The sequence below is a fragment of the Staphylococcus ureilyticus genome (genome assembly GCF_002902235.1).
In the GTDB taxonomy this organism is placed as follows: domain Bacteria; phylum Bacillota; class Bacilli; order Staphylococcales; family Staphylococcaceae; genus Staphylococcus; species Staphylococcus ureilyticus.
This window is the reverse complement of the sequence record NZ_PPRL01000068.1, coordinates 1-13714: the sequence shown is the minus strand read 5'-3', so window position 1 is coordinate 13714 and position 13714 is coordinate 1. Positions and strand designations below refer to the sequence as shown.

The following is a 13714-nucleotide window of genomic DNA, read 5'->3' as shown; positions in this document are numbered from 1 at the left end:
GTTTACGTCTTAAGTATTGTGGTATTTAATAAATACATTGCTAAGGAGGTATTATTTATGGCAGATGAAAATAAATTCGAACAAGCAAAAGGAAACGTTAAAGAAACAGTTGGTAATGTTGCCGACAATAAAGACTTAGAAAAAGAAGGCAAAGAAGATAAAACTTCTGGTAAAGCCAAAGAAGTAGTAGAAAATGCAAAAGATAAAGCAAATGAAGTTATCGATAAATTTAAAAAATAATAATCGATAACTAATACTAAAAAGGTGGTTTTATTATGTCTGATTTCTTGAATAAAGCAAAAGAAACTGCAAAAAATGTTTCTGATAAATTAAAAGATACGGATAACGAAAAAGCAAAGCAAGCATCTGAACAAATCGATAATTTCACTGGTGGCAGTGACGATAAAAAAGATGACAAAGATAAAAAAGACGACAAAAAATAAAATTGTCTTTAAAGTTTAAGTTTTTTCGCTTAAATATAGAAAAGCCCAGGTTTCTAACTAGAAACTGGGCTTTTCTATATTTAATTAAAAAGTTGAAATAATATTTTTAAGTTTACGATACGATTCAAGTTGTGCTTCTTGATCATAGATGTAACTAATAGCCATTAATTCATCTATTTCACCATATTCATCAATAAATGATTGTAATTTTTGTTTAACCGTTTCTTCAGAACCGATAAGTGAACTTTGCATACGTTGTTTGGCAATTTCATATTCAGTAGGCGTGAGTAGTCCCTTTAAATCGTCAGTTGGTGGTTGTACAGGTTGCATTCTTCCTCTAGTAATGCTTACCATTACCTGAGCCTGTGTTGTTGCCAGATATTCTGCTTGAGTATCTGTATCAGCAACGATGGCATTTAAGCAAACAATCACATATGGCTTACTTAATACCTCTGAAGGTTCAAATAGTTCTTTATAAATTTCAATTGCTTCTTTCATTTGTTGTGGTGCAAAATGACCTGCAAAGACATAAGGTAATCCTTTGCGTGCAGCCAAGTGTGCAGAATCAGTTGAAGAACCCAATATATAAAGAGGTACATTTTTACCAACAGCTGGATATGCACGGACATACGTTTGTTGATTACCTGGACCAAAATAAGTTGCAAGTTGTTCTACTTCTTCAGGGAATTCATAAACGCCATTGTGTTGATCTCTACGTAACGCACTTGCAGTCATCATATCAGTACCTGGCGCACGCCCTAAACCTAAATCAACGCGATCTGGAAATACAGTTTCCATTGTCCCAAATTGTTCTGCAACAATAAGAGGTGCATGATTAGGTAACATGATGCCACCAGAGCCTACCCTTATTTTAGAAGTATGTTCTAATGTATGTTGTATTAATAACGCAGTGGCTGAACTGACAAGGTTAGGTGCGTTATGATGTTCTGCAATCCAATATCTTTCATAATCCAGTTCTTCTAAATTTTGTGCTAATTTAACCATATCACTAATTGCATCTTGGTCGGATTGACCTTCTCTAATTGGAACTAGATTAAGTGCAGATAATTTAATATCGCTCATTTCACTATGTCCTCCTTAAATATATTAATATATTGCAGTATAACAGTCTAAATAAAACTTGCGTAAGAAATTGCTCACTGTTATACTATATGAAATTAAAAAGTTAGGTGGCCTTATTAAGACAATGGATAAATCTCATGAAAACAAACAATATCAATTATTTAATCAAAAAAGTAATATATGGGATAAGACCATGTCTTAATGCAAAAACATCACTCAAGTACCTAACATAAATAATGTTCAGATTGTTAAGGCATGTCGTATCCCTTAAGAAAGAGGGAATTGGTATGTCTTTTTATTTTGTTCAAAAACCATTTGAAAAATTTGGTAAAAATTTAATTAACTCTGTAGAAATTCAAATTGATAAAGGCGAACATATTGCAATGATAGGTAACAATGGCGTAGGCAAAACGACTTTGTTAGAAGCGATAAAATCGAAATATAAAGATGAAACTTATTTAATGTACCAAAATATGTTAGCTTATGAACACTTAACAGGGTTAGATTATGTAATGGAAATAAACCCCGAAATATTGCAGATAAAGCAAAAACTTGAAGACAATTATGAATATATTGCAGACTTTAGTGCATTAAATGGTTACGAATTTGAACAGAGTATTATTACGCAAGCGAATCAAATGAATTTAACAGAAAAAGATTTAGAAAAACAAATTCAAGATTTAAGTGGTGGTCAACAAACACGACTGGCGTTATTAAAAGCATTCATGTCAAACAAACCACTGATCTTACTGGATGAACCCACGAATCATTTAGATTTAGAAATGTTGGAACAACTGATTAGAAAAATTCAAAAATCAAAACGTACGATTGTTTATGTATCACACCAGCGTGATTTTATCGATCATACAGCGACTCATGTCATTGAAGTAACATCTGAAAAAACGAATAAATATAATGGTAATTATTCCAAGTACCGTGAAATTAAAGATTTAACGTTACAAACACAACAAAATATGTACGAAAAGCAACAAAAAGAAATAGCAGAACTTAATCGCACGATACAACGAATCCAAACATGGCATCATTCAGCACAACAAAAAGCAAGTGTTCGTAGCCCTATTGAGCAGAAGAAGCTTAGTAAGTTAGCTCAAAAGGCTAAAGTAAAAGAAAAACAAATGACCGAAAAATTAAATGAGAAGACCATAAACCAGCCAGATAACGAACAAAAACATTATCATTTTAATCATGAAACCCAATTACGTAAGCGTTTTTTAATTCATTTTGAAGACTTCAATGTTGTTATAAGTGAACATCATGTATTTGAACATGCGCATTTCGAAATGAAACAAAAAGAAAACGTATTAATAACGGGACCAAATGGAAGCGGAAAATCTCTTTTAATTGCGATGATCAGACAAAAGATATTTGCTAATCAAGGACATTTAAAAATCACACCTTCACTAAAAATTGGATATTTCGATCAGACGAACAAAAATTTGAATGAAGCAGAATCTCCACTGATGATGCTATTAAGTACGAATAAAATATCAAGAAGCGAAGCGCAAACTATATTAGCTTCATTTGGTTTTAAAGAGGAAAAAATTAATGCACCAATTGGTCAATTATCTATGGGAGAGAAAAGTAGATTTCAATTTGTACTGCTATATTGCTCTGGTGCCAATTTATTAATTTTAGATGAGCCAACTAATTATTTTGATATTTCAACACAGGACTTAATTTTAAATATGATAAAAAGTTTTAACGGTCAAGTATTAGTTGTGAGCCATGATGAGTATTTTCAAGCTAGGTTTAAAGCGACACACTGGGAAATTAGAAATAAAAAATTATATAACTTAACCCAAAATAAAAAGACAAAATCAAATGTAAACGAAACATTAACATTGTTAGATGAATATGAAATGATAGATGAAAATGGTCATTTTGAAACAGACAACTAGAAAAATTAATTAGATGGTGCTATCATTGGAACATTGATAAATTTGTAAGGAGTGTCAAACATGGAAGTATATGCAGATTATGCTGCTACAACGCCTGTTAAACAACAAGTAATAGATAAAATGATGGAAATCTATACAACACATTACGGTAATCCGTCTTCTATACATAGTATAGGTAGAGATGCACGTAAATATTTAGATGAGTCTCGTCGTTTTGTAGCTAAACAACTCAATGCGAAGCCTAGTGAAGTAATTTTTACTAGTGGTGCAACAGAATCTAATAATACAGCGATTAAAGGTATTGCGTATGCAAACCAAGATAAGGGTAAGCATATTATAACAACTAAAATAGAACATCATTCTGTACTCCATGTTTTTGAACAATTAGCAAAAGAAGGTTTTGATGTAACATACCTTGATGTAGATGAAGAAGGTCTGATATCGTTAGAACAATTGAAAAGTGCAATGACTGATGAGACAATCCTTGTTTCAATCATGTTTGTTAATAACGAAATTGGCACAGTGCAACCAATGTACGATATTGATGAAATTGTTAGTCATTCAAATGCTTTATTTCACGTAGATGCTGTACAAGCTATAGGGCACTTAGACATAGATTTTCATGAATTTGATATCGATGCAATGAGTATTACGGCACATAAATTTGGTGGACCAAAGGGTGTCGGTGTATTACTAATAAAATCAGGTACAAACATTAAGTTTCCACAATTAGGTGGAGAACAAGAAGTGAAAAGAAGAGCAGGTACAGAAAACGTACCTCAAATTGTCGGATTGGCTGAAGCTTTAAAACTAGCAAACCAATATAGAGATGAAAACAATGTCCATTTGATGAATTTAAAAAACCAATTTCTTGTATCTTTACAAGAACGTTCAGTGCCTTTTGAATTAAATGGTTCAATGACTGATACTACTGGTCATATTGTTAATTTGTATTTTCCATTTATTGATGTGGAAACTATGTTAACATTGTTAGATTTAGCTAATATATATGTAGCTTCTGGTTCAGCATGTACTGCAGGTTCTACATCACCTTCACATGTTTTAGTAGCAATGTATGATGATGATACAAGAGCGAATCATTCTGTGCGATTTAGTTTTAACGAACAAACGACAGAACAAGAAATTAAATATTTAGTTACCGAAATTCACAAAATTTATCATAAATTCAAGGAGGAAGTTTAGTTGTCAAATAAAGATACACGTGTTGTAGTAGGCATGTCAGGTGGCGTAGACAGTTCCGTAACAGCACATTTATTAAAAGAACAAGGTTATGATGTCATAGGTATTTTTATGAAAAATTGGGATGATACGGATGAAAATGGTGTTTGTACAGCTACAGAAGATTATAATGATGTAATAGCTGTATGTAATCAAATAGGTATACCATATTATGCAGTTAATTTTGAAAAAGAATATTGGGATAAAGTGTTTACTTATTTCTTAGATGAATATAAAAAAGGCCGTACACCAAATCCTGATGTGATGTGTAATAAAGAGATTAAATTCAAAGCATTTTTAGAGCATGCGCTTAAGTTAGGTGCAGATTATGTAGCAACTGGACATTATGCTCGTGTACGACGTCATGAAGATGGACATGTTGAAATGTTGAGAGGCGTTGACAATAATAAAGATCAAACTTATTTCTTAAATCAATTATCTCAATCACAATTATCTAGAGTGATGTTCCCAATTGGCGATATTGATAAAAAAGAAGTGCGTAGAATTGCAGAAGCACAAGATTTAGCTACAGCTAAGAAAAAAGATTCAACTGGTATTTGCTTTATCGGTGAACGTAACTTCAAAACATTTTTATCTCAATATCTACCCGCACAGTCAGGTGAAATGAAAACTTTAACTGGTGAGAAAATAGGTACACATGCAGGATTAATGTACTATACTATCGGTCAACGTCACGGTCTAGGTATAGGTGGAGATGGAGACCCTTGGTTTGTAGTAGGCAAAAATTTAAATGATAATGTCTTATATGTAGAACAAGGTTTTCATCATGAAGCGCTTTACAGTGACTATTTGATTGCTTCAGATATTTCATTTGTTAACCCTGTTGATTTAGAAAATGGGTTTGAATGTACAGCGAAATTTAGATATCGTCAAAAAGATACTAAAGTTTTTGTTCAAAAAGAGCATGATAATGCAATTCGAGTAACATTTGACGAACCTGTTCGCGCAATTACGCCAGGTCAATCAGTCGTTTTATATGATGGCGATGTTTGTCTAGGTGGCGCTACTATAGATGATGTATATAAAACATCAGGTCAATTAAGTTATGTTGTTTAAACAAATTAATTAAATGCTTCGTAATGATTAAAATAGTAAAATAACATTGCTATATTGTTAATTAAATATAAAGTTTCATAGTTTAACCGTATTTTGAGGAGTAAGCATACAATATCAAATTTTAAATTTTTGATTTGTGACTTACTCCTTTTTACTGTTTTTTCATTCTTAAATGTTATAATAAGATGTTGAGAGAGAGGGATAGCATGAATCAAGAACAAATTTATACATTGATTAAACAAGGTGATTTTGAGCAAGCTTTAACAGCACTATTCGAAAATATAGAAGCAAACCCGAATGAAGTCGAAAATTATATCAATGCAGGTATATTAATCGCTGAAGCGGGTGAAATAGATAAAGCGGAAAAATTTTTCCAAAAAGCACTAACCATTGACCCAAAAAATGGGGCTGTTTATTATAATTTAGCTAATGTCTATTATAATGAAGGGCGTTATAAAGAAGCGGTTAAATTATACCAACAAGCTTTACAATATAAAGTTGACGAAATCGACACCAATTATATGATAGGTATGTCGTTTAACCAGTTAGAAGCATTTACAGAAGCACTTCCCTTTTTAATGACTGCTGCTGAAAAAGATAATCGTAAGGATGTAGAGGTACAATTTCAATATGGATTGGTATTATGTCACTTAGAAATATACGAACAGGCTGTTTCACAATTGAAGTATGTAGTCTCATTAGATGACAAACATACAGACGCTTTATATAACTTAGGTCTAGCAACTTATATGTTAACAGAGGATACTGAAAGTGCTATCGAATATTTTGAACGTGCAGTTGCTATCAACCCAGAACATTTGATGAGTCAACATGCCATCAAAACGTTTAAATCCATCGCAGAGGAGGAGTAATTAAATGGACAACCCTACATTATTCAATAATTCAATGATTAAAGGTACTGTAGATGCTATCTTGTTTCAAAACAAAGACAATTTTTATACTGTTTTAAAAGTAGATACGATAGAATCTAATGAAGACTTTGATTCTATGCCTACAGTTGTAGGGTTCTTTCCAGAAATTGCTGAGGGCGATGTTTATACTTTTAAAGGTCAAGTCGTTTCACATCCTAAATATGGTAAACAGTTAAAAGCTGAAACGTTTGAAAAAGAGTTGCCTCAAACCAAAGAGGCTATTATTAGCTATTTATCTAGTGATTTATTTAAAGGAATAGGTAAAAAAACAGCTCAAAATATTGTGAATACACTTGGAGAAAATGCTATTTCAGACATTTTAAATGACCCATCTGTTTTAGAAAAAGTACCTAGTTTACCTGGGAAAAAACAAAAGCAAATTGCTGAACAAATTGCGAGTAATCAAGAAACAGAACAAATTATTATTCGATTACATGATTTAGGATTTGGGCCTAAACTCGCCATGGCAATCTATCAGGTTTATTTAGGTGATACACTTAATATTGTAGAAAATAAACCCTATCAATTAGTTTACGACGTGAAAGGAATCGGTTTTAACAAAGCGGATACTTTAGCACGAAATGTGGGTATTCAATTTAATGATGATGAGCGTTTAAAAGCGGGTTTATTATATGTATTAGAAGAAGAATGTATTAAGCAAGGGCATACATACTTACCAACACAAAATGTATTAGAAATGACACAAGATATGTTATCACAATCACCAAATGAAGTGATTGAACTTCAACAATTAGAAAATATGATTCAAATCTTAGTTGAAGATACTAAATTAGTAAAACAGGAACACGAATTAGCAATTCCTAGTTTATACTATTCGGAACTTAAATGTGTTCAAAACTTATATCGTAATTACACCTATACGAATAAATTAAAAGAAATTGAGCAGTCTGAATTATTACTAGAAATTGGTGAAATCGAACAACGCAATCAAGTCACTTATGCTAATTCTCAAAGAGATGCGCTACAGACTGCAATCAATAGTAAAGTTATGCTGTTAACTGGCGGGCCAGGAACAGGAAAAACCACTGTGATTAAAGGTATTGTCGAATTATATGCAGAAATACATGGCTTATCATTAGATTATGATGATTATCAAAACGATGATTATCCAGTTGTATTAGCAGCACCTACAGGTAGAGCTTCAAAACGATTGGCTGAATCTACAGGGTTGGAAGCTATGACTATACATCGATTGATAGGTTGGAATCAAGACACACAGCCAGAAGATATTTTAGATAATGAGATTTCAGCTAAACTAATCATCATTGATGAAATGTCAATGGTCGACACCTGGCTGTTTCATCAATTTCTTAGCGCGGTACCTATTGATGCCCAAGTGATATTAGTAGGTGATGAAGATCAGTTGCCTTCCGTAGGCCCAGGACAAGTGTTTAAAAATCTCATTGATTCTAAAGTTATACCTAGAGTGAATCTGACTGAAGTTTACCGACAACAAGATGGGTCTAGTATTATAGAATTAGCGCATAGAATGAAATTGGGAGAACCGATTGATATCACACAAAGATTTCATGATCGTAACTTTATTAATTGTTCAACTGAACAAATACCTTCAGTTGTTGAAAAGGTTGTTTCAAGTGCTGTTAAAAAAGGTTATGATATGAGTGATATACAAGTATTAGCCCCTATGTATAAAGGTTCTGCAGGTATAAAAAAATTAAATGCTGTATTGCAAACAATCTTAAACCCTAAAGAAAAGGATACGCGTGAAATTGAATTCGGTGATGTTGTCTTTAGAAAAGGAGATAAGGTGCTACAGCTAGTAAATAGGCCGAGTGATAATATATTTAATGGCGATATTGGTGTGATTGTTGGCATATTTTGGGCAAAAGAAAATGCCTTAAATAAAGATGTATTGGTCGTTGATTTTGACGGAAATGAAATTACTTTTGTAAGACAAGATTTGTTAGAATTAACACATGCATATTGTACGTCTATTCACAAATCACAAGGTTCTGAATTCCCAATTGTAATTATGCCTATGGTTAAGCAATATTTTAGAATGTTACAAAAGCCTATATTATATACAGGATTAACAAGAGCTAAGCAATCACTAGTATTTCTGGGTGATCCACAAGCTTTTGAAATCGGTTTAAATACACATGGTCAAGTGAGAATGACTCAGCTCTGTTCATTCTTAAAAACGTATTTTAATAATGATGATCGTAAAGATGAGGTTGCAGTTGAAGATACGTTTGATGCCACGACTATTTTAACAGAGGAAAATATATATAAAATTAATCCTATGATTAATATGGGAGATATTTCGCCATATGATTTTGTTGAACATTGACAACGTAGGTTAAAGTAAATACAATATAATTGATTGTGCATAAAGATGAGTAAATTATGGTAGTCGACAAGAGATGTACTGGCTGGTGAAAAGTACAGATAGCATAGTTGAAAGCTACTTTATGTTAAATAATAAATATACTTATTTTAAGTGATAAGCGGAATTATTAATTATGATTAATGCTTATAACTAGGGTGGTACCGCGAAACGTTCGTCCCTTTTGATAGGATGGACGTTTTTTATTTTCATTTTTATCAAATAACTGATATAACTTGAGTTGAGATGGAGGAATTTTAAGTATGAAAAACTTAAAAGCAAGTGAAATTAGACAGAATTTTATTGATTACTTTGTTGAACAAGGACATATGGTTGAACCTTCTGCACCTTTAGTACCTATAGATGATGATTCTTTACTATGGATTAACTCTGGTGTTGCGACATTGAAAAAATATTTTGATGGCAGAGAAACACCGAAAAAGCCTCGTATTGTCAATTCTCAAAAAGCCATAAGAACAAATGATATTGAGAATGTTGGCTTTACTGCTAGACATCATACTTTTTTTGAAATGTTAGGTAACTTTTCAATTGGTGATTATTTCAAAAAAGAAGCCATTGAATTTGCTTGGACATTTTTAACGAATGAAAAATGGATGGCTATGGATCCAAAACGATTGTATGTAACCATACATCCTGAGGATACAGAAGCTTATAAAATATGGAATGAAGACATAGGCTTAGAAGAGAGTAGGATTATTCGTATAGAAGGTAATTTCTGGGATATCGGTGAGGGACCATCAGGCCCTAATACAGAGATATTCTATGATCGAGGGGATCAATTTGGACAAGATGATCCTGCAGAAGAAATGTATCCAGGCGGTGAAAATGAAAGATTTTTAGAAGTTTGGAATTTGGTATTTAGTGAATTTAATCATAATAAAGACCATACGTACACACCATTACCAAATAAAAATATTGATACTGGAATGGGTCTCGAAAGAATGGCATCTATCGCACAAAATGTTCGTACAAACTACGAAACGGATTTGTTCATGCCTATCATTAATGAAGTTGAAAATGTTTCGGGTAAAAAATATCTTGAAACAGATTCTTATGATGTCGCATTTAAAGTTATCGCTGACCATATTCGCACAATTTCATTTGCAATTGCTGATGGCGCGTTACCTGCAAATGAAGGAAGAGGTTATGTGCTACGCAGACTTTTACGTCGTGCTGTAAGATTTAGCCAATCCTTAGACATTAATGAGCCGTTTATGTATAAATTAGTTGATATTGTTGCAGATATAATGGAACCATACTATCCAAACGTTAAAGAAAAATCAGATTTCATCAAACGTGTGATTAAATCTGAAGAAGAACGTTTCCATGAAACATTAGAAGAAGGCCTAGCGATATTAAATAATTTAATTACAAAAGCAAAGTCGACGACAAATGAAATTAGTGGTAAAGATGCATTTAAATTATATGACACATATGGTTTTCCAGTTGAACTTACTGAAGAAATTGCAACTCAAGAAAATCTTACCGTTGATATGAATACTTTTGAAGAAGAAATGCAAAAACAACGTGACAGAGCTAGACAAGCACGTCAAAACTCACAATCTATGCAAGTACAAAGTGACATATTAAAAAAAATAACAACAGATAGTCAATTTGTAGGTTATGATGTCATGGACCAAAAAACGATTATTACGGACATCATATATAATGGTGAATTAGTAAATGAAGCTGAAGCAGGAGAAATTATTTACTTTATTTTAAAAGAAACACCATTTTATGCAGTGAGTGGTGGACAAGTTGCAGACGAAGGTACTATAAGTAATGAACAGTTCGAAATCAATGTTACTGAAGTTACCAAAGCGCCCAATGGACAGAACTTACACAAAGGTGAAATTCAATTTGGCACTGTTAAAAAGAATGACGAAGTGTTTGCTAGTGTAAACCACATTGAACGTAGAGATATTAAAAAGAATCACAGCGCTACACACTTATTACATGCAGCATTAAAAGAAGTGCTAGGAGACCATGTCAATCAAGCAGGATCACTCGTTGAAGCAGAGAGATTAAGATTTGATTTCACGCACTTTGGACCTTTAAATCAAGCAGAAATTGATAAAGTTGAACGAAGAGTTAATGAAGAAATTTGGAATAGTATAGATGTGGATATTCAAGAAATGCCTATTGCTGAAGCTAAAAAGTTAGGCGCGATGGCATTGTTTGGTGAAAAGTATGGTGAGGTTGTTCGAGTAGTGAATATGTCTCCTTTCTCTATTGAATTATGTGGAGGTATCCATGTTAATAATACTTCTGAAATAGGTTTGTTTAAAATAGTAAGTGAATCAGGTACTGGTGCTGGTGTGAGACGTATAGAAGCATTTACTGGAAAATCAGCATTCCTATATTTAGAAACAATTCAAGAACAATTTAATGCAGTGAAAGCACAAATTAAAGTGAAATCAGATGATCAAGTTTTGGATAAAGTCATCCAAATGCAAGCGGATGAAAAAGAATTAACTAAACAACTTGAGCAAAAAAATAAAGAAATCACTACACTAAAAATGGGTGATATTACAAATCAAGTGGAAGAAATTAATGGATTTAAAGTCCTTGCAACTGAGGTTGAAGTCGCAAATGCAAAAGCGATTCGTGAGACAATGGATGACTTTAAATCTAAATTGCAAGATGCTATTATAATTTTAATTAGTAATATAGATGGTAAAGTGTCATTAGTAGCAACAGTGCCAAAAGCTTTAACAGACAGTGTAAAAGCTGGTGATATTATTAAAAACATGGCACCTATTGTAGGTGGTAAAGGTGGTGGCCGTCCAGACATGGCTCAAGGTGGAGGCACTCAACCTGAAAACATAACAGAATCATTACGTTTCATTAAAGATTACATTAAATCTCTATAAGTTCTAACTATTGTCATGTAGAATTAACAATAAGTACTTTTTACTCGATATGAAGGAGTGTTACAAAATGGAAAACTTTGATAAAACAATGAAATTTAATTATGATGAAATTCCAAAAGAAGATGTCAAAACAGTACTTCAAAATGTCTATAACACATTGAAAGAACGTGGCTATAATCCTGTTAATCAAATCGTTGGTTACTTATTATCAGGAGATCCTGCGTATATTCCACGTAATAATGAAGCTAGAAACCAAATTCGTCGTATTGATCGTGACGATATCATGGAAGAATTAGTTTCAAATTATTTACAAGAGAATTCAAAGTAATTAATGCTAAAACATAAAATTTTAGGTTTAGATGTAGGAAGTAAAACTGTTGGCATTGCTATAAGCGATCTCATGGGTTGGACAGCCCAGGGATTAGATACACTCCATATAAACGAAGATAAGAATGAACTAGGTATAGACAGACTAGTAACAATCATAGAGAAAGAAAAAGTTGGTACTGTTGTCATTGGTTTGCCAAAGAATATGAATAATTCTATTGGATTTCGAGGCGAAGCTTCGTTACAATACAAGGAGCAACTTCAAGAAGCATTGCCATCTGTAGAGATAATCATGTGGGATGAGCGTTTAAGTACCATGGCTGCAGAACGTTCTTTACTTGAAGCAGATGTTTCTAGACAAAAACGAAAAAAAGTAATAGATAAAATGGCTGCAGTATTTATATTACAAGGCTATTTAGATTCTATACAATAAAAAGGAGCGTTTTATAATGACTGAACACAACCATGAATCTGAATTAGAAATTAATAATCAAGAGGAACTATTAACTTTATATGATGAAGATGGAAACGAAGTACTTTACCGTAAAGTATTAGAATTTTTCCATCCTGAATTTAAAAAAGAATATGTGATTCTTGCTGAAGAAGGTGCAGAATCAGATGATGATGATTTAATCGAATTAGTACCAATGATTAATGAGCCTGATGAAGATGGTGAAGGCGGAAAATTCTTACCGGTTGAAACAGATGAAGAATGGGATATGATTGAAGAAGTCGTTAACACTGAAATGGACGATCATGATCATAACCATGAATAACTTCTAATCTGAACAACTCAAATAATTTGCACCATTAATTAAAACATGAACGTGAACGACACATTGATTTAATAATGTTTATGTTTTTCTTTGGTGACAATACTTGTACAATCGTTAAGGGATAAAATATGAGATATAAAGTGCTTATTTCAAATTATCAAGCCGAGACTTAAAAGTCTCAACTCAGACTGTCAACAAAATTTCTAGCTTTGTTGACAGTCTTTTTGTGTTTGAATTCTACTGGTGCTAATTTACTCTGTCTCTACCGGCTTTTATTCTATTACAGATGCCAATTTAGTTTTCATATTTGAATAAGTTGAAGAAAAATATCTATTAATAATGTCAAACTATTTTTAGATTCTGTTGTTTTAAAAAAAGTATCGTTTATTTTGAACATTTTTAATATCAAATCAAAAAGAAATTTTTCAAAAATACACACAAATGTAGCTTATCGTAACTGAGACTTTTAAGTCCCAATTTTTATATTTAAGAATAAAAGTACTCAATCAGCTACAGTTATATTAACTAGTTAATTATCACAATTTACACTTATAAAATATATGGGTTTGTGGTAAAATATATAAAGTTAAATTTTAAATTTATGAGATATTTTCAAAGAATTATATAAAGTAGTTCGAAAATAACAACTTATAGAC

Annotated in this window: 12 protein-coding genes; 11 read left to right on the top strand and 1 reads right to left on the bottom strand. The window is 32.3% G+C overall.

Going from position 1 to position 13714, the window contains the following annotated elements; genetic code table 11:
* Positions 1-57 precede the first annotated feature (57 nt).
* Positions 58-240, top strand: a complete 183-nt coding sequence (locus CD150_RS07175) for a CsbD family protein (protein ID WP_046208102.1) — start codon at positions 58-60, stop codon at positions 238-240.
* 35 nt (positions 241-275) lie between these two features.
* Positions 276-443, top strand: a complete 168-nt coding sequence (locus tag CD150_RS13410; RefSeq protein ID WP_157947928.1) for a hypothetical protein — start codon at positions 276-278, stop codon at positions 441-443.
* Between the two features lie 84 nt (positions 444-527).
* Here CD150_RS13410 and CD150_RS07170 read toward each other — a convergent pair whose 3' ends face one another.
* A complete protein-coding gene (locus CD150_RS07170; protein ID WP_046208103.1) occupies positions 528-1526 on the bottom strand; it encodes an LLM class flavin-dependent oxidoreductase in 999 nt (332 codons plus the stop codon).
* Positions 1527-1813: 287 nt separating this feature from the next.
* Between CD150_RS07170 and sal the strand changes: the two genes are divergently transcribed.
* The 9 genes from sal (at position 1814) to CD150_RS07125 (ending at position 13058) form a co-directional block, all read left to right on the top strand.
* Entirely contained in the window at positions 1814-3445 is a 1632-nt protein-coding gene (gene sal, locus CD150_RS07165; RefSeq protein WP_073341821.1) for a Sal family ABC-F type ribosomal protection protein, read from the top strand.
* Between the two features lie 60 nt (positions 3446-3505).
* Entirely contained in the window at positions 3506-4648 is a 1143-nt protein-coding gene (locus tag CD150_RS07160; RefSeq protein ID WP_046208104.1) for a cysteine desulfurase family protein, read from the top strand.
* On the top strand, positions 4649-5761 hold the full coding sequence (gene mnmA / locus CD150_RS07155) for a tRNA 2-thiouridine(34) synthase MnmA (RefSeq protein WP_073341827.1): 1113 nt from the start codon (positions 4649-4651) through the stop codon (positions 5759-5761).
* 185 nt (positions 5762-5946) lie between these two features.
* Positions 5947-6633 (top strand): tetratricopeptide repeat protein, encoded by a 687-nt coding sequence (locus CD150_RS07150; RefSeq protein WP_397610364.1) that lies wholly within the window; start codon positions 5947-5949, stop codon positions 6631-6633.
* A gap of 4 nt (positions 6634-6637) precedes the next feature.
* Positions 6638-9025 (top strand): SF1B family DNA helicase RecD2, encoded by a 2388-nt coding sequence (gene recD2 / locus CD150_RS07145; RefSeq protein WP_073341831.1) that lies wholly within the window; start codon positions 6638-6640, stop codon positions 9023-9025.
* Positions 9026-9324: 299 nt separating this feature from the next.
* On the top strand, positions 9325-11955 hold the full coding sequence (alaS, locus tag CD150_RS07140) for an alanine--tRNA ligase (RefSeq protein ID WP_073341834.1): 2631 nt from the start codon (positions 9325-9327) through the stop codon (positions 11953-11955).
* A gap of 67 nt (positions 11956-12022) precedes the next feature.
* Positions 12023-12283 (top strand): IreB family regulatory phosphoprotein, encoded by a 261-nt coding sequence (locus tag CD150_RS07135; protein ID WP_046208109.1) that lies wholly within the window; start codon positions 12023-12025, stop codon positions 12281-12283.
* Positions 12284-12286: 3 nt separating this feature from the next.
* On the top strand, positions 12287-12715 hold the full coding sequence (gene ruvX / locus CD150_RS07130; RefSeq protein WP_019469412.1) for a Holliday junction resolvase RuvX: 429 nt from the start codon (positions 12287-12289) through the stop codon (positions 12713-12715).
* 16 nt (positions 12716-12731) lie between these two features.
* A complete protein-coding gene (locus CD150_RS07125; RefSeq protein WP_046208110.1) occupies positions 12732-13058 on the top strand; it encodes a DUF1292 domain-containing protein in 327 nt (108 codons plus the stop codon).
* The last annotated feature ends 656 nt before the right edge of the window (positions 13059-13714 follow it).

Coding starts and splice junctions, on each gene's coding strand:
- CD150_RS07175 (WP_046208102.1), top strand. CDS start 58: ATGGCAGATGAAAATAAATTCGAACAAGCAAAAGGAAACGTTAAAGAA.
- CD150_RS13410 (WP_157947928.1), top strand. CDS start 276: ATGTCTGATTTCTTGAATAAAGCAAAAGAAACTGCAAAAAATGTTTCT.
- CD150_RS07170 (WP_046208103.1), bottom strand. CDS start 1,526: ATGAGCGATATTAAATTATCTGCACTTAATCTAGTTCCAATTAGAGAA.
- sal (WP_073341821.1), top strand. CDS start 1,814: ATGTCTTTTTATTTTGTTCAAAAACCATTTGAAAAATTTGGTAAAAAT.
- CD150_RS07160 (WP_046208104.1), top strand. CDS start 3,506: ATGGAAGTATATGCAGATTATGCTGCTACAACGCCTGTTAAACAACAA.
- CD150_RS07150 (WP_397610364.1), top strand. CDS start 5,947: ATGTTGAGAGAGAGGGATAGCATGAATCAAGAACAAATTTATACATTG.
- recD2 (WP_073341831.1), top strand. CDS start 6,638: ATGGACAACCCTACATTATTCAATAATTCAATGATTAAAGGTACTGTA.
- alaS (WP_073341834.1), top strand. CDS start 9,325: ATGAAAAACTTAAAAGCAAGTGAAATTAGACAGAATTTTATTGATTAC.
- CD150_RS07135 (WP_046208109.1), top strand. CDS start 12,023: ATGGAAAACTTTGATAAAACAATGAAATTTAATTATGATGAAATTCCA.
- ruvX (WP_019469412.1), top strand. CDS start 12,287: ATGCTAAAACATAAAATTTTAGGTTTAGATGTAGGAAGTAAAACTGTT.
- CD150_RS07125 (WP_046208110.1), top strand. CDS start 12,732: ATGACTGAACACAACCATGAATCTGAATTAGAAATTAATAATCAAGAG.